Origin of the sequence: Methyloversatilis sp. XJ19-49 (genome assembly GCF_024580145.1) — a bacterium.
In the GTDB taxonomy this organism is placed as follows: domain Bacteria; phylum Pseudomonadota; class Gammaproteobacteria; order Burkholderiales; family Rhodocyclaceae; genus Methyloversatilis.
On the sequence record NZ_JANINI010000007.1, the window covers coordinates 146,356 to 163,579 of the forward strand.

Below are 17,224 nucleotides of genomic sequence, written 5' to 3' on the forward strand. Positions count from 1 at the left end.
GGGCTGCGCCTCATCCGGCACATGCTCTGGGGGGCGGCGGACGGCAGGCGCCGGACGCGGCAGCATGACAGGCTCGGATCGGGCGTCGTCAGCGCTTGATGAAGAACTCCATCTTCACACCGGCAATTTCGATCACGTCGTGATCCTCGAGCGGGTGCGCCTGGGCATCGAGCTGTCGACCGTTGACGACCGGCATGTTCGCGCCTTCGACATGGGTGATGAAATACCCCTGCGGACGGCGTGTGATGACGGCGACCTGCAGCCCCGGTTTGCCGAGCGTGGTCAGCGTCTTCGTCAATTCAAGTTCGCGCCCGGCGTTGGCCCCATTGAGAATCTGAATCGCACCGACCTGATTGGCGCTCGCGGACGGCGGCGGCGGCGGCGGCGGCGGCGGGGGTGCCAGCGGAGGCGGCGGAGGCGGCAGGCCGGCGCCGCCGAGCGACGAACCGGCCGGCATCGACTGGCCAGGACGGAAACCGGTCTGCGTATCGGTCTGGGCACGCACCGGTGCAGGCGCGGGCGCAGGCGGTGCATCGGCCGGCGCCTTGCGCATCATGTCCGGACGCAACACCATGGTTTTTTCGAAATCCGGTGACTGCGCGACGGTCGGCGTTTCGTTGATGTACTTGAGCCGGTACTTGCCGAGTTCGACCACGTCGTTGTTCTGCAGGAAGTGCTTCTTGATCGGCTGCCCATTCACATAGGTGCCGTTCGTGCTGTTCATGTCCTCAAGGAAGGAATCGTTGAGGATGGTGACGATGACCGCATGCTCGCCGCTGATCGCGAGATTGTCGATCTGGATGTCGTTGTGCGGTTTGCGCCCAATGGTGGTGCGCTCCTTGGCGAGCGGCAACTCCTTGAGGACCAGTCCATCCATGCTGAGTATCAGTTTTGCCATTTTCCAGTCCCTTTACTTCAACCATGCAAGCAGGCGCGCGAGCCAGCCGCGTTCGGTGGCAGGAAAGGCCTGCAGCACCCTGACCAGTATCACCGACACATTGTCGCGTCCGCCATTGTCGTTCGCCATCTGTACCAGCTGTTCGGCCGCCAGATCGAGGTTGGCGGACAAGGCCTGAAGCGTCAGCGCGATGTCGTCGTTCTCGACCATGTCGTTCAGTCCGTCGGAACAGAACAGGTATACGTCTCCGGGAACCACGTCGTAGGTGCGTATTTCGGGCTCGACTTCCGGGTCTACGCCCAGCGCGCGCGTCACGAGGTTCTTGTTCTGGGAACGACGCGCGTCTTCTTCCGTAATCATGCCGCTGTCGATTTGCTCCTGCAACAGCGAGTGATCACGCGTGACGCACTCGAAGGCGCCGTCACGCAACCGGTACATGCGCGAATCGCCGATATGCGCGACGGATATGTGATTATCGCGGAAAACGGCCATGACCAGGGTCGTGCCCATGCCCGAATACTGCGGCTGGCTCTCGGCCGCCTGATAGATCGCGTTGTTGGCGCGGCCAATGACCGATTCCAGCAGTTGTGACACACCGTGTTTCGCGTCCTGCAGGCCCTGCGCAAGCTCGGAACCGATGACCGCGGTCGCCATGCCGCTCGCCACCTCACCGGCGTTGTAGCCGCCCATGCCGTCGGCCAGTATCGCGAGGCCGACACCGGGCTGCGTGAACACCGCGTCTTCATTGTGGGTGCGCACCATGCCGGAATGGGTGCGACTGACCATCTGCAGCGCCTGACCGAGGTCCCGGGTCATGTCAGTACCGCCCGCACAGGCAGATACACGGACACATCCCCTCCGGGGACAGCAGGTGGTGTGGGCATGCGGACTGTGTCATGTCAGATATCGAAATCAACTTGGGTGATGGATTGTGTCAGGTTGCCGGCGCAGGTACGCAGGTCGGCCGCCATGTCTCCACCCGACTGATAGCGCGCATCGACTTCCTTGGAGAGCGCGCGGTCGATGATGGCCGACAGGCAATCCGGAACGTCAGGACGGATGTCACGGATGTCCGGATGTGCTTCGTTCGCAATGCGGAACATCAGCTGCGCCATGGAATCGCCTTCGAAAGGCAGCTTGCCGCAGACCATCTGGAACAACATGACACCGAGCGAGAACAGGTCTGAACGGCCATCGATCTTCTTGCCTGCCAGCTGCTCGGGCGACATGTAGGACGGCGTACCAAGCACCATGCCGGTCTTGGTGCGCGACGAATCGGTGATGCGCGCGATGCCGAAGTCGGTCACCTTGACCTGATCCGACTCGGCCTCGTACATGATGTTGGCGGGCTTCACGTCGCGATGCACGACTTGGTTGCCGTGCGCGTAGGCGAGCGCCTCGGCCACGCGCGCCACGACGTCCATCACCTTCGGCAGCGGCAGCAGCTGACCCGGCTTGGTCTGCGGCACCAGGTCACGTCCCTTCAGGAACTCCATCGCGATGTAGGCGAGATCGTGCTCTTCACCGGCATCGAAGATGGTGACGATGTTCGGGTGATTCAGGCGCCCGGCGGTTTCGGCTTCGCGGAAGAAACGTTCCTTCACATCGGCCAGCTCTTCCTCGTCGAACTCCTGCGAAAGTGCCATCGTCTTGATGGCGACGACACGGTTGATCTTCGGATCGCGGCCGAGATAGACGACACCCATGGCGCCCTTGCCGAGTTCCTTCTCGACCTGGTAGCGCCCGAGCATGGGCTTCTCGACCGTGCCGTCCTCGAGGATGCTGGTATTCGTGCGGCCACCGCTGCCACCTCCGAGCATGACGGTTTCCGACATCGCCTTGGCGCGCTTCACCCGCGTTTCAAGATCGCGGAACTTCGGGTTGTACTCCGCCATGTGGCGGAACACGCTTTCCGCCTTGTTGAACTGGCGCTTGCGTTCGAAATCGAGCGCAAGGTTGTAGAGGTTCTCCATCACCGCATCGGACAGCGGGACCTGGCGGAACTTGTCCCATGCCATGTCGAGCTGTCCCTGGCCCTGGAAGGCCAGCGCCAGCATGCGGTTCGACTCGGCCGACTGTTCATCGGACTTCACCTTGCCGCGCTCGGTCACCAGGAAGCGCTTGGTGGTCAGCAGCAAATGGCCGACCAGCAGCAGTGCGGCCGGCAACATGAGCTGCAGCCAGACGAGCTGGCTGGTCATCAGCACGAAGTGGGTTGCCAGCAGTGCAACGAAAATGGCAGCGGTAATGCCGGCACCCAGGCCGGCCTTCAAGCGGGGCAGCAGCACGATGAGGTAAAGCGCAACCAGCAGGAACACGCCGAACTCGGCCGCCACCGACCACGGCGGCGAAACGAAGAAATGCTCCTGCAGGATGCTGGACAGACCGTGCGCCATCACCTCGACCGACGACATGGCCGGCGACACCGGCGTGGCGTAGAAATTGCCTATGCCCGGTGCGGTCTGGCCGATCAGAACGATGCGGTCGCGGTACTTGTCGAGCGGGATCTTGCCGCTCATGACGTCGAAGAAGGAATCGACCGGAAAGGCCGGTTTGCCGCCTTCGCCGCGGTAATAAAAGCTGTACATGCCCAGACTCGGGTCGGTGGCAACGTTGAGGCGGGCCAGCGACACCGACTCGCCCAGCGTGACCTTGATGTCAGCGACGCCGAGATTCAGGCTTCTTGCCGCAATCAATAGCGGCAGCGACGGGTAGAACTGGTCGAAATGGGTCATCACCAGCGGATGAAGCCGCAGGCCGCCGTCGCGATCAATCGACGGATTCAGGTGACCCACCGCTGCCGCAACCGTACCCAGCTGTTCGATGACGCCGGCCGATACGTCCAGCGTCAACGGCGGCAGCGGCTCGGAACCACTCACGTTGGTCAGCGCGGTAGCGCGCACGAAGTCGGGCAGCGGCTTGTCGGGGCGGCCCTGCGGTTCGCCATCGAGGAACAGCATCGGCAGCGCGACATTGCCCGCCTTCTTCATGCTGTCAGCGAGTTGCCGGTCGGTATTCAGCGCCGCTTCGGCTTCGCGCAGGGTGGCGCTGAAGGCGTCCAGCGGATTGACGGCCTGCAAAGGCGGATCAACGGCCACTTCACCTTCCGCAACGGGCTCGGCGGCAGCCACTGCGATCTCGATCTGATCACGCGCCTGCTGCTCGAGCGCAAGCAACCTGTTTATGTAGACGAGACCCGGATCAAGCTGCGGCTCCGCGAAGAAGATCGTCGTACCGACCACCTTGGCCTGTGCCTGCGCCAGCTTGTCGATCATGCGGGCATGCACATCACGCGGCCACGGCCAGCGGCCGATGTTGTCGATGCTCTGCTGATCGATCGCGATGATGGCAATGCGAGGACTCGGGGTACGGTCGGTCGCTGCGACACCGATGTCGTAGGCCTTGCGTTCGAGGCTCTGGATCAGGTCGGACTGGGTGGAGAAAAGGAACAGCAGGCTGATGATGACGCCCAGGAACCAATCCGTCTTCCATACAGCGGCTTTGGCCACGCTCACCCCCGAAAAATTGTGGCTTCCTGATTGCTGGAGGCCGGTGACCTGCTTGTTGTTGTGCGACCTACCTGATTTTCCGCAAAACCAAGTCTCACGAGAAAACAGTCATCTGTCACATATTCTTGCAGTTCAGCCTCAACTCCGTCAAACGGGGCTTCACCCCGCGCGGTGGAATATCACGCTGCGCGCATTCAAATCGTCACATTGCGCCGGTCATCAGTACGGCAGCTCGCGGCCCAGGCCGGCCATCCTGGCCTTTTCGAGCAGGCGCGTTGCCAGCGTGAGGTCCTGGATCGCCATGCCCTGAGACTCGAACAGCGTGATGTGGTCCTCCGCCTGGCGCCCCGGCCGCATGCCATTGAGCAACTCGCCAAGTTCGACCATTCCGTACTCGGCCAGGCGCCCTTTTTCGAGCGCCGGCAGCAGGTCGCCGGATTCGCGCAACGCCGTCGCGCGCGAGTCGACTGCAACCACGGCAGCACGGCGGATGACGGTTTCGTCGATTTCACGACGGATGAGCGCATTGGAACCCGCGGCTGTCACGTGCGCACCGGGCCTGAGCCAGCGCCCGTCGAACAGCGGCTCGCTGGCGGTGGTGATGGTCACCACGATGTCCGCCGACTTCACCATTTCCTCGGCGCTGGCGGCCGGACGAACCCTGCGGCCGAGACGTGCCGTCTGTTCGGTGCAAAAGGCGTCGAGCTTGTCGCGCTTGCGGGCGAACACCTGGATGTCGTCCACTTCGCGCACTGCGCACAGCGCGGCGATCTGGCTTTGCGCCTGCCAGCCGGCGCCGAACACACCGGCGACTTTCGACGCCGGATTCGACAGCAGCCGGGCGGCCAGCCCGCCTGTCGCGCCCGTGCGCATCATGCCCAGGTAGTCGGCTTCCAGCACCGCAAGCGCGCGGCCGGTTGCGGCGTCGAACAGATGGACCCAGAAGCGCGCCGCCTCGCGGCTGGTCGTGTAGCTCTTGTAGCCGGTCACACCGAGCGGCAGCACGGCGCCGTGCAGCATGTGCAGCGCCGAAGTCGGGGTGCGGCTGCGCGCGCGCGGCGTGTCTATGGCTTCGCCGGTGGCGTGCCAGCGGTGCGCGTCTTCCACCGCCGACAGCGCGTCCTGCAGGGTCAGCACCTGACGGACATCGCTTTCAGTGAGGTAGAGCGCCATGGTGGGTTACTGGATCGGGTAGTCGACCGGCTTGTTGCGCGCGCCGAGGACCTTGCCGAGTGCCAGCACGAAGATCGCGCCGACCACGCCTGCGCCATAGCGCACGGCGGCAATCGCTTCCGGTGCCGCGGTCGGTGAGGACGGCTCGATCAACGGCAGATAAGGCGTGATCGCCGGATCGCCAACCGCCATGGTGCCGGCGATCCAGCCAAGCAACATCGCACCGAGGGTGATGATGATGGGGTATCGGGTCATCAGTCCGAGCACGATCTGGCTGCCCCACACGATGATCGGGATCGACACGACAAGCCCGAATACGACCAGTGCGAACTGGTGGTCTGCACCGGCCCCTTCGGCCGCGCCGGCGATGGCGATCACATTGTCGAGGCTCATTACGAAGTCGGCGACGATGACGGTCTTCACCGCCGCCCACAGCTTGTCGCTGGGCTTGATGTTCGCGTGGTCGTCGTCATCGTCGGCCATCAGCAGCTTGATGCCGATCCACAACAGCAGCAGCGCGCCGATCAGCTTCAGGAAAGGCAGCTTGAGCAGCGTCAGCGCAAACATGATGAGCACCACGCGCAACACCACGGCGCCTGCGGTACCCCACATGATGCCCAGTCGACGCTGCGCCGGCGGCAGCTTGCGGCAGGCCAGCGCGATCACCACCGCGTTGTCGCCGCCGAGCAGGATGTCGATCATGATGATCTGACCGACAGCGAGCCAGAATTCGGGAGAACTGAAATCCATGATGGTCTTGCATTCGAATTGCGGAAGGGCGGATTCTACCGGTGTGGCCGCATGACGAGCACAAATGAAAAGGCCACCGCCGAAGCGGTGGCCTTCCATCGTCACGTCTGTTCGTCAGTGCGCCGCAATCAGAGCAGCCCCTTGAGCAGCTTGCCCATCTCCGACGGATTGCGCGTCACCGTGAAGCCGCACGCCTCCATGATTTCAAGCTTGGCATCGGCCGTATCGGCACCGCCGGAAATCAGCGCGCCGGCGTGACCCATGCGTTTGCCGGCCGGCGCCGTGACGCCAGCGATGAAACCGACGATGGGCTTCTTCATGTTGGCCTTGCACCACTCGGCTGCTTCCGCTTCGTCCGGACCGCCGATTTCACCGATCATGATGACCGCATCGGTATCCGGATCGTCGTTGAAGAGCTGCATCACTTCAATGTGCTTCAGACCGTTGATCGGGTCACCACCGATGCCGACCGCGCTCGACTGGCCGAGGCCGATCTCGCTCAGCTGACCAACCGCTTCGTAGGTCAGCGTGCCGGAGCGGCTGACCACCCCGATACGGCCCTTCTTGTGGATGTGGCCCGGCATGATGCCGATCTTGATTTCGTCCGGCGTGATAAGGCCGGGGCAGTTCGGGCCGAGCAGTCGCGTGCGCTTGCCGCCGGCGGCTTCCTTTGCCTTCATCCGGTTGCGCACCATCAGCATGTCGCGCACCGGAATGCCTTCGGTGATGCAGATGACCAGGTCGAGGTCGGCTTCGACCGCTTCCCAGATTGCAGCGGCCGCGCCCGGGGGCGGCACATAGACCACCGACACTGTGGCGCCGGTTGCTGCCTTGGCCTCCGCCACGGTGGCGTGGATCGGAATGCCTTCGAAGTCTTCGCCCGCCTTCTTGGGATTGACGCCGGCGACGAAGCAGTTCTTGCCGTTCGCGTAGTCGCGGCACATGCGGGTGTGGAACTGGCCGGTCTTCCCGGTGATGCCCTGGGTGATGACCTTGGTGTCCTTGTTGATCAGAATCGACATGTGTTGAGTTCCCCTCAGTGTCCGGCCACGGCGGCCACGATCTTCTGTGCCGCATCCGCCATGCTGTCGGCCGCAATGATGGGCAGCCCCGAATCCTTCAGGATCTGCTTGCCCAGATCTTCATTGGTGCCTTTCATGCGTACGACCAGCGGCACGGTGAGATGCACTTCGCGCGCCGCGGCGACCACGCCGGTGGCGATGGTGTCGCAGCGCATGATGCCGCCGAAGATATTGACCAGGATGCCGCGCACATTGGGGTTGCGCAGCATGATCTTGAACGCCTCGGTCACCTTCTCGGTCGTGGCGCCGCCGCCGACGTCGAGGAAGTTGGCCGGCTCGGCGCCGTACAGCTTGATCACGTCCATCGTGGCCATGGCCAGACCGGCGCCATTGACCAGGCAGCCGATGTTGCCGTCCAGCGACACGTAGGACAGATCGAACTTCGACGCTTCGATTTCCGCCGGATCTTCTTCGTCCAGATCACGGAAGGCCACGATGTCTTCGTGACGGTAGAGCGCGTTCGAGTCGAAATTGAACTTGGCGTCCAGCGCCTTGATGTTGCCGTTGCCTTCGAGTATCAGCGGATTGATCTCGGCCAGCGAGGCGTCGGTTTCCATGTAGCAGGTGTACAGCTTCCTGAATGTATCCATGGCCTGGGCCTGCGACGCCGCCGGGACGCCGATGCCATCGGCCAGTTCCTTCGCCTGCGCATCGGTCAGTCCGACCAGCGGATCAACAAACACCTTGATGATCTTTTCCGGCGTGTTGTGGGCGACTTCCTCGATGTCCATGCCGCCTTCGCTGGACGCCATCAGCGCCACCTTCTGCGTGGCGCGGTCTGTCAGCGCGGCGACGTAGTATTCCTTCCTGATATCGGCGCCTTCCTCGATCAGAAGGCGGCGGACTTTCTGTCCATCCGGGCCGGTCTGGTGGGTCACCAATTGCATGCCCATGATCTGATTGGCGAATTCCCGCACTTCGTCGAGTGACTTGGCCACCTTGACGCCGCCACCCTTGCCGCGGCCACCGGCGTGAATCTGCGCCTTCACCACCCAGACCTTGCCGCCCAGCGACTCGGCCGCTGCCACTGCCTGATCCGCTTCGAAGCAGGGCACGCCCCGCGGTGTCACTACACCGAAACGGCGCAATACCTCTTTCGCCTGATACTCATGGATCTTCATGCGTATTCCTCGCCTTGTTGTCCGCACTGTTGCTGGAATGCCGGCCCGGCGCGTTCCACCGGACAGGTCCTTCAGGCACGGGGCGCCGGTTGGCGCACCATCCAACGGGGCGGCGTGCGCACCGCCTCGTATAATCCATAATTATACAGCTCATAAGCCGCACTGAAACCTCGAAACGGCAAAACGCCGATCAATCTTGCGGCAGCGCAATATCCACCCTGAGCTCGGCGACACCGTCCACACGTGCGTCGACGCGGTCACCGGGTTGCAGTGCCGCAACACCCGCCGGCGTGCCGGTGAACAGCAGATCGCCCGCGCGCAGTTCGACCAGCCGCGAAAGCCTGACCAGCAGCGTGTCGACATCCAGAATCATGTCGGTCAGGTTGCCCCGCTGACGCAACTGACCGTTCACCGACAATTCGATCTGTCCCGCGCGCGGGTGGCCGCATTCGGTGGCGGGCACCAGCTGCGACACCGGCGCACTCTGGTCGAAACCCTTGCCCATGTCCCACGGCTGTCCCTTGTCGCGTGCCGCACGCTGCAGGTCCCGCCGGGTCAGGTCCAGCCCGACGCCGTAGCCGAAGATGCAGGCGCGCGCCTGCGCCGTGTTCAGATTGCGGCCACCCGCGTGCAGTGCCACCACCAGTTCCACTTCATGCTGCAGGTCAGTTGTCGCCGGCGGATAGGCCACCGCAACAGGCCCACTCACCACTGCATCGGCCGGCTTGGAAAAGAAGAACGGCGACTCGAGCGCCGGGTCATGCCCCATCTCCCGCGCGTGCTCGGCGTAATTGCGTCCGACGCAATAGATGCGCCGAACGGGAAAAAGGGCTTCTTCCCCCTGTACCGGAAGCGTCGGTTGAGGCAATGGAAACAGCAGCATCGGCATGGCAGGCACCTGCAGGGTTGTCGTGACACACAAGTTTGCCTGTAGCGGCATCGCTTGGCACGACGCGGCTCGGGCCGGATTGCGCCATTAAAGTAAAGTTTCCCCTCCTGCGGCCGAAAGCACTGACATCGATCAATTCTCTCAGGCGCATGAAGGTTCGGAGATCCTTGTGACCCCTCGACGTCCGCTACATCCACGCACGCTTGATTACTTGCGTCCGACCCTACTGGCAGCCGCGTTGCTCGCCGCAGGTCTGCACGCACAGGATGCGCTCGCACTCGGATTGGGGGCGATCAGGACCAAATCGGTCATTGGCGAGCCGTTCCGCGCAGAAATCAACGTGCTCGGTGAAGGTGAAACCGTTCCGCCCAGCACCTGCTTCTCGATCGATGCGCCGGCCACGGCTGCGGCGGACGAACTGCCTTGGCTGTCGAGCGCCCGCATCCGCACGCAGGGGCGCACCGTTTTCATCAGCAGCGCACAAGCCATCAACGAACCCATCCTGATGGTCGGCGTACGTATAGGCTGTGGTTTCGAGTTGGCGCGCGAATACGCCGTATTGATGCAGCCGTCCGGCGCGCCGCAGATCGAGGACACCGTGGCGCCCGCACCGACTGCGCCGGCTGTGGTTCCGTCACGCCGCGCTGTTGCAAGCACCCCGATCGATGCCCCGACTGCATCCGTGGCCAATGACCAGCCTGCGCAGCCGAAGCCGAGGCCGGAACGCAAGACGCGACGCCAGAAGGAAGCTGCGACTATCGACCGCCTGTGGGTGGCGCCGAACGCCGATGACGGCAACGGACTGAAAATGTCGGGCGGCCTGTCGCGTCGCGCCGAGGCCAGTGAAGCCCAGCGCGAGGTGCTGCGCACCGAGCAGCGGCTGCTCGCGGCACTCGATGAGCAGATTGCGACCCATCTCGCCATCGCCGACAAGGTCAAGCAGCTCGAGGCACGCATGGCCGAACTGCAGAAGCAGCTCGGTCGGACCGAAGCATCGATGAATGCCGCCTTGCCGCCGGAGCAAGCCGCGACTTCGGTCACCGCCCGGACTGACATCACGCAGGCGGCGCCAGCGGCTGCCACCAGCGAACCGGATGCCGTGATTCAGCAGGCGCCCGCCGAAGACAGCCCGGCGATCGAATCGACCGCGGCGGAGGCACCATCCGGCCCGGACGAGGTTGTCGCGCCGCCAGCCGGGCTGACCAACGAGCCGGTGCGCGTCATCAACAAGCTGCCGCCCGATACCGTGCCGGATGCCCCCGAAGCGAGCGGCGTAAACTGGCTGGTCGCAGCACTCGGTGCTCTGGCCGCCGGGTCCGTACTGGGCGGCGCCTGGGTGTGGCGCCGTCGCGCGCGCAAACTCGCAGCCAACGCAGCCTTGCGCAGCCGCCATGCCGAAGAGGCCATCACCCGCATGATGATGAGCCAGACACTGCCGCCGCAGGCGGTGGACACGCAGGCCGTGCAGGTCGAAGTGGACACGACGGCCTGGACGCAGCCCCGGCAACAGGCCCCCGAATATCCGCTCGGGCCGACAGCAGGCGCGCCCGAAGCCGTGTCGTTCGAGCATTTTCCCGGCGAAGCACCCGCCGAGAACATTCAGGACCTGGATATTGCGCAGCAGCGCCCGGTCGCGGACAGCGCGACTTCCGGAGATGCGCCCGCCGTTGATTTCGAACTGGGGCAAATCGACGCGAGCGATGCAGGTACGCCGATTCGGCTCGACCTCGAATTCGACAGCTTCACCGGTTCGACGAGCAGCCTTGGCGCAACCGAACCCAGCGCTGCACCGCTCGGTCCGAGGCTGGTCAGCAGTACGGCCACCACACCTGCTGCCCTGAGTTTCGACCAGACCGCCCGACCCGCCAATGAAGAGGCGCCGCCATCCCCCGAGCACGTGCTCGAACTGGCCGAAATCATGATGTCCTTTGGTCGTGCCGAGGGCGCAGCGCAGACGCTGTCCGAATTCCTGCGCGATTACCCGAAGGAGTCGATCATTCCATGGCTCAAGTTGCTCGATCTTTACCACTCGAGCGGCCGGCGCGGCGAATACGACGATCTTGCGCCCAAACTGAATCGCGCATTCAACGCCAAGGTGCCGGACTGGGAGCATTTCAGCGGCCCCACTACGTCGGAATCGGTCGAGCAGTTCGGCCACATCATGGCGCGCATCAACGCCAGTTGGCCGAATCAGGATTGTCTGGACTACCTGGTGGAGCTGCTGCGGGACAACCGCGCCGGCGCCCGCGTCGGTTTTCCGCTCGGTGTGATCGACGACATCCTGCTTTTGAAGGCCATGCTCGAATGGCTGATCGCCAACCCATCGATCACCGAAACCCAGACATCCCGGCTGGCCCTGCTGTAAGACAGCACGCCCGGATCAAACCGGGTTGTCGATATCGACGAAATCGACAGTCAGGCCGAAACGTTCGGTCAGATGTGCGCCCAGTGCCATGACGCCATACCGCTCGGTCGCGTGATGACCGGCCGCAATGTAGGGCACCCCGGACTCGCGCGCGAGATGGGTGGTCGGTTCGGAAATTTCGCCCGATATGTACAGATCGACCCCTGCATCGATGGCCTGCTCGAAATATCCCTGCGCCCCGCCGGTGCACCAGGCGACGCGATGCACCCTGCGCTGCGGGTCACCGACCAGCAACGGCGTGCGACCCAGCACGATCTCGGCACGTTTGCACAATTCGCCAGCCGTGGCCGGCTGCCCGGGCTCGCCCAGCCATATCAAACCCTGTTCTCCGGCCGTACCGGTCGGCCGGAAATCGAGCAGGCAGCCGAGGCGGGCGTTGTTGCCCAGCTCGGGATGCGCATCCAGCGGCAAGTGATAGGCAAACAGGTTGATGTCATGTGCAAGCACGCGCGCGATCCGGGCGCGTCGGGTACCGGTCACCCGGCCATCCTCACCGCGCCAGAACCAGCCGTGATGCACCAGCAGAGCCTGCGCACCGCGCTCGATTGCAACATCGATCAGGGCCAGGCTGGCACTGACGCCGCAGACGATTTTCGACACCTCTGACGCGCCTTCCACTTGCAGTCCGTTTGGGCAATAATCCTTGAAGCGCGCGGCATCCAGCAGTTCATCGAGATGTCTTTGCAGCTGCGTCCTGTCCATTTTCCCCCCGGTTTCCATTTCCTGATTATGCAGCGTCTGTGGCTTGTCTTCGCTCAATCGGTCACGGCCGCGCTGGCCGTGCTTTTCGTCATTGCGACGCTGCGCCCCGACTGGTTGCCGGCGCGCAACGGCCAGACAGGCAGCAGCGCGACCGTATCGGCCGCTCAGGCAGCCCTGCTGCCGGATGTGGTGACGCCCCCCGCGCGCACCGAGGCCGCCAGGGTCGTGACCTACGCGGATGCGGCGCAGAAGGCACTGCCTTCGGTGGTGCACGTTTTCACGACCAAGGCGGTGAAGACGCCGCAGCACCCGCTGATGAATGATCCGGTGTTCCGGCACTTTTTCGGTGACCGGCTCGGCAATCAGCCACAGCGCCAGATGGGACTCGGTTCCGGCGTGATCGTCAGCGAGGATGGCGTCGTGCTGACCAACAATCACGTTGTCGAAGCCGCCGACGAGATCGAGGTATCGCTGAACGACGGCGGCAAGTATCCGGCAACGCTGATCGGCAGCGACCCCGAATCCGACCTGGCTGTGCTGCGTGTCAAGGCGCCAAACAAATTGCCGGCGGCCAGTTTCGGTGAAACCGACGGCCTGCGCATTGGTGACGTGGTGCTGGCGATCGGCAACCCGTTCGACGTCGGGCAGACCGTCACGATGGGCATCGTGTCGGCGCTCGGTCGCTCGCAGTTGGGCATCAACACCTTCGAGAACTTCATCCAGACCGATGCAGCGATCAACCCGGGCAATTCGGGCGGCGCACTGGTCGATGCCGATGGCAATCTGGTCGGCATCAACACGGCGATCTACTCGCGCAGCGGCGGCTCGCTGGGCATAGGTTTCGCGATTCCGGTCAGCACGGCGCGCAGCGTGATGGAACAGATCGTCGCCAACGGCTCGGTCACGCGCGGCTGGGTCGGCGTGGAGGTGCAGGAACTGACGCCCGAACTGGCTGAAAGCTTCAAGGTTCCGGCGGCTGGCGGAGCGCTGATCGCCGGTGTGATGCGCGGCAGTCCCGCGGATCGCGGCGGCGTCCGCCCGGGCGATGTGCTGCTGGAGGTCGATGGAAGGAAGGTGAAGGACGCGTCCGGCATGCTGCAGCTGATCGCTGCACTCGTACCCGGTCAGCAGGCTACGCTGAAGATTTACCGCAGCGGCGGCGAAAAGGACCTGGGTGTCACGGTCGGCAAACGCCCCGTCACCGCACAGGTGCAGCGCCGCGCTGAGTGATCAGGCGTCCTGCACAGTCTTGCTGCGCTCGGGCGACGCCTTGATGAAGCGCGAAAACAGGATGCCGAGCTCGTACAGCAGGCAGAGCGGAATCGCGAGCAGCAGTTGCGACACCACATCAGGCGGTGTGACGATCGCCGCCACGACGAAGGCCCCGACGATCACGTAGGGGCGAGCCTCCTTCAGCTGCGCAATCGTCACCAGCCCGAAGCGCACCAGCACGATGACCACGATGGGTACCTCGAACGTGACGCCGAAGGCGGTGAACATGGTCAGCACGAAGGACAGGTACTGCTCGATATCCGGCGCTGGCGTGATGCTTTTCGGCGCAAATTCCGCGATGAAACTGAATACAACACCGAAAACGAGGAAGTAGCAGAACGCCATGCCGACGATGAACAACAACGTGCTGGCGATGATGAGCGGCAGTCCGAGTCGCTTTTCGTGTGCGTACAGGCCAGGCGCTATAAAGGCCCATACCTGGTAAAGCACCACCGGCAGGGAAATCAGGAAGGCGAGCATCAGCGTCACCTTCACCGGCACAAAGAACGGCGTCACGACGCCGGTGGCGATCATCTTCGTACCCTCCGGCAACGCCACCATCAGCGGATGGGCAAGGATGTCGTAGATGTCCGCCGCCCAGGGCATCAGGCACACGAACACCACGACCACCGCGATGACGGCGCGCAGCAGCCGGTCGCGCAGTTCGACCAGATGGGATACGAAGCTTTCGGTCTGTTCGTTCATGCCCGACGTCTCATGCCTTTTCGCGATTCGCCGGCTCGATCGCGCCCGGCGGCGGGATATCGAGCGACAGCTGGCCGGACGCGGGATCTTCGGCCGGCACGGCGGGGTTGACCGGCCGTGGCGGTTCCATAAGGGTGTTTTCGACAGCGGCGTATTTGTCCTGCTCGGCCATCGCTGCGCGCATCTGGTCACTCAGTCCGGTCGCTTCGTTGTTGACGCCGGCCGCGGTTTCATCGACCTGGCGCTCGACATCGCGCACCTGCTGCTCAACCTGGGCTTGCAGCTTGCGCAACTCGTCCAGTTGCATCTCGCGCGAAATGTCCGATTTCACATCGCTCACGTAACGCTTCAGACGGCCAAGCAGATGCCCGGCCGTGCGCGCAGCGCGCGGCAACCTCTCGGGGCCGAGCACCAGCAGCGCTACGACGCCTATGATCAGGAATTCGGAAAAACCGATGTCAAACATGGACTGGACGGATGAGGCACCGGGCACTGCGTCCCGGTGGCCGTGTGACGACGCGACCCGGCAGGCGGCCGGTCACAAGGGTCAGGACTTGACCTTCTCTTCGGCCTTGACGTCGATGGTGCGGCCCACGTGCTGGGTCGGCTGTTCAGGTGTGACGGCGGTGTCGTTCTCGCCACCCTTCACACCGTCCTTGAAGCCCTTGACCGCGCCACCCAGGTCGGAACCGATGTTGCGCAACTTCTTCGTGCCGAAGATCAGAAGCACGATGACCAGAACGATGAGCCAGTGCGTAATGCTGAATGAACCCATGATTACCTCTCGAAAACGAGCATGGGCGGCAGGGGATCCGGCCCGCCCACGACATGCATGTGAAGATGATACACCTCCTGCCGACCCACCCTTCCGCAGTTGATCATCGTGCGATAACCATCGGTGCAACCGGCTTCGCGGGCCAGCTCGCCGACTTTCGCGAGCATTCGACCCAGCGCCGCCTCATGCGCCGCACTGGCATCGGACAGCGTCGGAATGTGGGACTTCGGAATGATCAGGAAGTGCACCGGGGCGGCAGGATTGATGTCGTGGAAGGCATAGATCAGATCATCCTCGTACAGCTTGCGCGACGGAATCTTGCCGCTGATGATCTTGCAGAAAATGCAGTCGTTGTCTTGCATGGTTCAAGTGTGTCCGTCTAGCGCGAATTCTGGGATACGCGTATTACCGTATTGTGTGCCCGCAACAGCACGTCAGGTCGTGCGCGAACGTTTTTCGTCCAGACCGGAAATGCCTTCGCGGCGACGAAACTCGTGCAGCACGTCATCGACCGTCAGGCCGTGGTGCGCGAGCAGCACCATGCTGTGGAACCAGAGGTCGCACACTTCCTTCACCAGGTGGCCTGCATCGTCGTCCTTCGACGCCATGATGGTCTCGGCAGCTTCTTCGGCAACCTTCTTGCAGATCGCGTCGGTACCCTTGTGCAGCAGCGACGACACGTACGACGAGTCGGGTTCGGCCGCCTTGCGTTCGGCGATGGTCTGCGCCACTCGATGCAATACTTCTATATCGATCATTTGTAGATGTCGTCCGGTTTCTTGAGTACGGGCTCGGTCGTTTCCCAACCGTCGTCCCTCAAGGCATGGAAAAAGCAGCTGTGACGTCCGGTATGGCAGGCGATACCGCCGGTTTGTTCAACTTTCAGCAGCAGTACGTCGCGGTCGCAGTCGAGACGGATGTCCAGCACCTTCTGCGTGTGACCCGATTCTTCACCCTTGTGCCACAGCCTGCCGCGCGAACGCGACCAGAAAACGGCCTCACGCAGTTCAGCCGTGCGTGTCAGCGCCTCACGATTCATCCACGCGAACATCAGCACATCGCCGCTGGCCGCCTCCTGCACGATGACCGGCAGCAGGCCGTTCGCGTCCCATGCGATGTCGTCTGCCCAGGCCGGCCCGCTCACAGCCTGACCTCGATGCCGCGGCTGCGCATGCGCTCCTTGGCTTCGCGTACCGTGTGCTCGCCGAAGTGGAAGATGCTGGCGGCCAGTACGGCATCCGCGCCACCATCCAGCACGCCATCGACAAGATGGTCGAGTGTGCCGACGCCCCCCGAAGCAATCACCGGGATACGCACCGCGTCCGCCACCGCGCGCGTCAGCGCCAGGTCGAAACCGCTCTTCGTGCCATCGCGGTCCATGCTGGTGAGCAGGATTTCGCCCGCGCCGAGCGATTCGACCTTCTGCGCCCAGGCGATCGCATCCAGGCCGGTCGCGTTGCGGCCGCCGTGGGTAAACACCTCCCAGTGCGGCTGACCGTCGCGGTCGGCCACGCGCTTTGCGTCGATGGCGACCACGATGCATTGCGAGCCGACCTTGCCGGACGCCCGGGCGACCAGTTCTGGATCGTTGATCGCCGCCGTATTCATGCTCACCTTGTCGGCGCCGGCATTGAGCAGACGGCGCACGTCGTCGACCGCGCGCACGCCACCGCCCACCGTCAGCGGGATGAACACCTGATCGGCGACCCGCTCGACGACGTGCAGGATGATGTCGCGCGCGTCCGAGCTCGCGGTGATGTCGAGGAAGGTCAGTTCGTCGGCGCCCTGTTCGTCGTAGCGACGGGCAATTTCAACCGGATCGCCAGCGTCCTTGAGGGCGACAAAATTGACGCCTTTGACCACGCGGCCGGCGTTGACGTCCAGACAGGGAATGATGCGCTTGGCCAGCATGGAACTCCCGCG

18 protein-coding genes are annotated in these 17,224 nt (G+C 63.5%); 2 read left to right on the forward strand and 16 right to left on the reverse strand.

What is annotated here, in order from left to right; all coding sequences use genetic code 11:
* Positions 1–88 precede the first annotated feature (88 nt).
* From NMQ16_RS10310 to NMQ16_RS10345, 8 genes are all read right to left on the reverse strand, one after another.
* Complete coding sequence (locus tag NMQ16_RS10310) at positions 89–898, reverse strand: FHA domain-containing protein (RefSeq protein ID WP_257080479.1); 810 nt, start codon at positions 896–898, stop codon at positions 89–91.
* A gap of 12 nt (positions 899–910) precedes the next feature.
* Positions 911–1,684, reverse strand: coding sequence for a Stp1/IreP family PP2C-type Ser/Thr phosphatase (locus NMQ16_RS10315; protein ID WP_257080646.1), 774 nt, complete (start codon positions 1,682–1,684; stop codon positions 911–913).
* A 113-nt stretch (positions 1,685–1,797) separates the two neighbouring features.
* Positions 1,798–4,413: a serine/threonine-protein kinase gene (locus NMQ16_RS10320; RefSeq protein WP_257080480.1), complete on the reverse strand. Its 2,616-nt coding sequence runs from the start codon at positions 4,411–4,413 to the stop codon at positions 1,798–1,800.
* 213 nt (positions 4,414–4,626) lie between these two features.
* Positions 4,627–5,580 (reverse strand): ornithine cyclodeaminase family protein, encoded by a 954-nt coding sequence (locus tag NMQ16_RS10325; protein WP_257080481.1) that lies wholly within the window; start codon positions 5,578–5,580, stop codon positions 4,627–4,629.
* A gap of 6 nt (positions 5,581–5,586) precedes the next feature.
* Positions 5,587–6,330, reverse strand: a complete 744-nt coding sequence (locus NMQ16_RS10330; protein ID WP_257080483.1) for a TerC family protein — start codon at positions 6,328–6,330, stop codon at positions 5,587–5,589.
* Positions 6,331–6,458: 128 nt separating this feature from the next.
* Positions 6,459–7,352: a succinate--CoA ligase subunit alpha gene (gene sucD, locus NMQ16_RS10335; protein WP_069039450.1), complete on the reverse strand. Its 894-nt coding sequence runs from the start codon at positions 7,350–7,352 to the stop codon at positions 6,459–6,461.
* Positions 7,353–7,366: 14 nt separating this feature from the next.
* The gene (gene sucC, locus NMQ16_RS10340) at positions 7,367–8,533 is read right to left on the reverse strand and encodes an ADP-forming succinate--CoA ligase subunit beta (RefSeq protein ID WP_257080484.1); all 1,167 of its coding nucleotides are present in this window, start codon (positions 8,531–8,533) and stop codon (positions 7,367–7,369) included.
* Between the two features lie 190 nt (positions 8,534–8,723).
* On the reverse strand, positions 8,724–9,422 hold the full coding sequence (locus NMQ16_RS10345; RefSeq protein WP_257080485.1) for a fumarylacetoacetate hydrolase family protein: 699 nt from the start codon (positions 9,420–9,422) through the stop codon (positions 8,724–8,726).
* Between the two features lie 211 nt (positions 9,423–9,633).
* On the opposite strand from NMQ16_RS10345, the gene NMQ16_RS10350 reads away from it, so the two are divergent.
* Positions 9,634–11,787 carry a FimV family protein gene (locus NMQ16_RS10350; RefSeq protein WP_257080486.1) on the forward strand — a complete coding sequence of 718 codons (2,154 nt, stop codon included), beginning with the start codon at positions 9,634–9,636 and terminating at the stop codon, positions 11,785–11,787.
* A gap of 15 nt (positions 11,788–11,802) precedes the next feature.
* Here the strand turns inward: NMQ16_RS10350 and NMQ16_RS10355 are convergent, their stop codons facing one another.
* Complete coding sequence (locus NMQ16_RS10355; protein WP_257080490.1) at positions 11,803–12,549, reverse strand: Nif3-like dinuclear metal center hexameric protein; 747 nt, start codon at positions 12,547–12,549, stop codon at positions 11,803–11,805.
* A 27-nt stretch (positions 12,550–12,576) separates the two neighbouring features.
* Between NMQ16_RS10355 and NMQ16_RS10360 the strand changes: the two genes are divergently transcribed.
* Complete coding sequence (locus tag NMQ16_RS10360) at positions 12,577–13,779, forward strand: Do family serine endopeptidase (protein ID WP_257080491.1); 1,203 nt, start codon at positions 12,577–12,579, stop codon at positions 13,777–13,779.
* Here the strand turns inward: NMQ16_RS10360 and tatC are convergent, their stop codons facing one another.
* From tatC to hisF, 7 genes are all read right to left on the reverse strand, one after another.
* Positions 13,780–14,526, reverse strand: coding sequence for a twin-arginine translocase subunit TatC (gene tatC / locus NMQ16_RS10365; protein WP_257080493.1), 747 nt, complete (start codon positions 14,524–14,526; stop codon positions 13,780–13,782).
* Positions 14,527–14,536: 10 nt separating this feature from the next.
* Positions 14,537–14,992 carry a Sec-independent protein translocase protein TatB gene (gene tatB, locus NMQ16_RS10370; RefSeq protein WP_257080495.1) on the reverse strand — a complete coding sequence of 152 codons (456 nt, stop codon included), beginning with the start codon at positions 14,990–14,992 and terminating at the stop codon, positions 14,537–14,539.
* Between the two features lie 81 nt (positions 14,993–15,073).
* Positions 15,074–15,301 (reverse strand): Sec-independent protein translocase subunit TatA, encoded by a 228-nt coding sequence (gene tatA / locus NMQ16_RS10375; protein ID WP_257080496.1) that lies wholly within the window; start codon positions 15,299–15,301, stop codon positions 15,074–15,076.
* 2 nt (positions 15,302–15,303) lie between these two features.
* A complete protein-coding gene (locus tag NMQ16_RS10380) occupies positions 15,304–15,663 on the reverse strand; it encodes a histidine triad nucleotide-binding protein (protein WP_257080497.1) in 360 nt (119 codons plus the stop codon).
* 72 nt (positions 15,664–15,735) lie between these two features.
* Positions 15,736–16,059 (reverse strand): phosphoribosyl-ATP diphosphatase, encoded by a 324-nt coding sequence (locus tag NMQ16_RS10385; protein ID WP_257080498.1) that lies wholly within the window; start codon positions 16,057–16,059, stop codon positions 15,736–15,738.
* A complete protein-coding gene (hisI, locus tag NMQ16_RS10390; RefSeq protein ID WP_257080499.1) occupies positions 16,056–16,445 on the reverse strand; it encodes a phosphoribosyl-AMP cyclohydrolase in 390 nt (129 codons plus the stop codon). Before hisI ends, NMQ16_RS10385 begins: the two co-directional genes overlap by 4 nt.
* The gene (gene hisF / locus NMQ16_RS10395; RefSeq protein WP_257080500.1) at positions 16,442–17,212 is read right to left on the reverse strand and encodes an imidazole glycerol phosphate synthase subunit HisF; all 771 of its coding nucleotides are present in this window, start codon (positions 17,210–17,212) and stop codon (positions 16,442–16,444) included. Before hisF ends, hisI begins: the two co-directional genes overlap by 4 nt.
* Between the last annotated feature and the right edge of the window lie 12 nt (positions 17,213–17,224).

What these genes read in the sequence shown, in the direction of transcription:
- NMQ16_RS10310 (WP_257080479.1), bottom strand. Translation starts at nt 898, where the DNA reads ATGGCAAAACTGATACTCAGCATGGATGGACTGGTCCTCAAGGAGTTG.
- NMQ16_RS10315 (WP_257080646.1), bottom strand. Translation starts at nt 1,684, where the DNA reads ATGGTCAGTCGCACCCATTCCGGCATGGTGCGCACCCACAATGAAGAC.
- NMQ16_RS10325 (WP_257080481.1), bottom strand. Translation starts at nt 5,580, where the DNA reads ATGGCGCTCTACCTCACTGAAAGCGATGTCCGTCAGGTGCTGACCCTG.
- NMQ16_RS10330 (WP_257080483.1), bottom strand. Translation starts at nt 6,330, where the DNA reads ATGGATTTCAGTTCTCCCGAATTCTGGCTCGCTGTCGGTCAGATCATC.
- sucD (WP_069039450.1), bottom strand. Translation starts at nt 7,352, where the DNA reads ATGTCGATTCTGATCAACAAGGACACCAAGGTCATCACCCAGGGCATC.
- sucC (WP_257080484.1), bottom strand. Translation starts at nt 8,533, where the DNA reads ATGAAGATCCATGAGTATCAGGCGAAAGAGGTATTGCGCCGTTTCGGT.
- NMQ16_RS10345 (WP_257080485.1), bottom strand. Translation starts at nt 9,422, where the DNA reads ATGCCGATGCTGCTGTTTCCATTGCCTCAACCGACGCTTCCGGTACAG.
- NMQ16_RS10355 (WP_257080490.1), bottom strand. Translation starts at nt 12,549, where the DNA reads ATGGACAGGACGCAGCTGCAAAGACATCTCGATGAACTGCTGGATGCC.
- NMQ16_RS10360 (WP_257080491.1), top strand. Translation starts at nt 12,577, where the DNA reads ATGCAGCGTCTGTGGCTTGTCTTCGCTCAATCGGTCACGGCCGCGCTG.
- tatC (WP_257080493.1), bottom strand. Translation starts at nt 14,526, where the DNA reads ATGAACGAACAGACCGAAAGCTTCGTATCCCATCTGGTCGAACTGCGC.
- tatB (WP_257080495.1), bottom strand. Translation starts at nt 14,992, where the DNA reads ATGTTTGACATCGGTTTTTCCGAATTCCTGATCATAGGCGTCGTAGCG.
- tatA (WP_257080496.1), bottom strand. Translation starts at nt 15,301, where the DNA reads ATGGGTTCATTCAGCATTACGCACTGGCTCATCGTTCTGGTCATCGTG.
- NMQ16_RS10380 (WP_257080497.1), bottom strand. Translation starts at nt 15,663, where the DNA reads ATGCAAGACAACGACTGCATTTTCTGCAAGATCATCAGCGGCAAGATT.
- NMQ16_RS10385 (WP_257080498.1), bottom strand. Translation starts at nt 16,059, where the DNA reads ATGATCGATATAGAAGTATTGCATCGAGTGGCGCAGACCATCGCCGAA.
- hisF (WP_257080500.1), bottom strand. Translation starts at nt 17,212, where the DNA reads ATGCTGGCCAAGCGCATCATTCCCTGTCTGGACGTCAACGCCGGCCGC.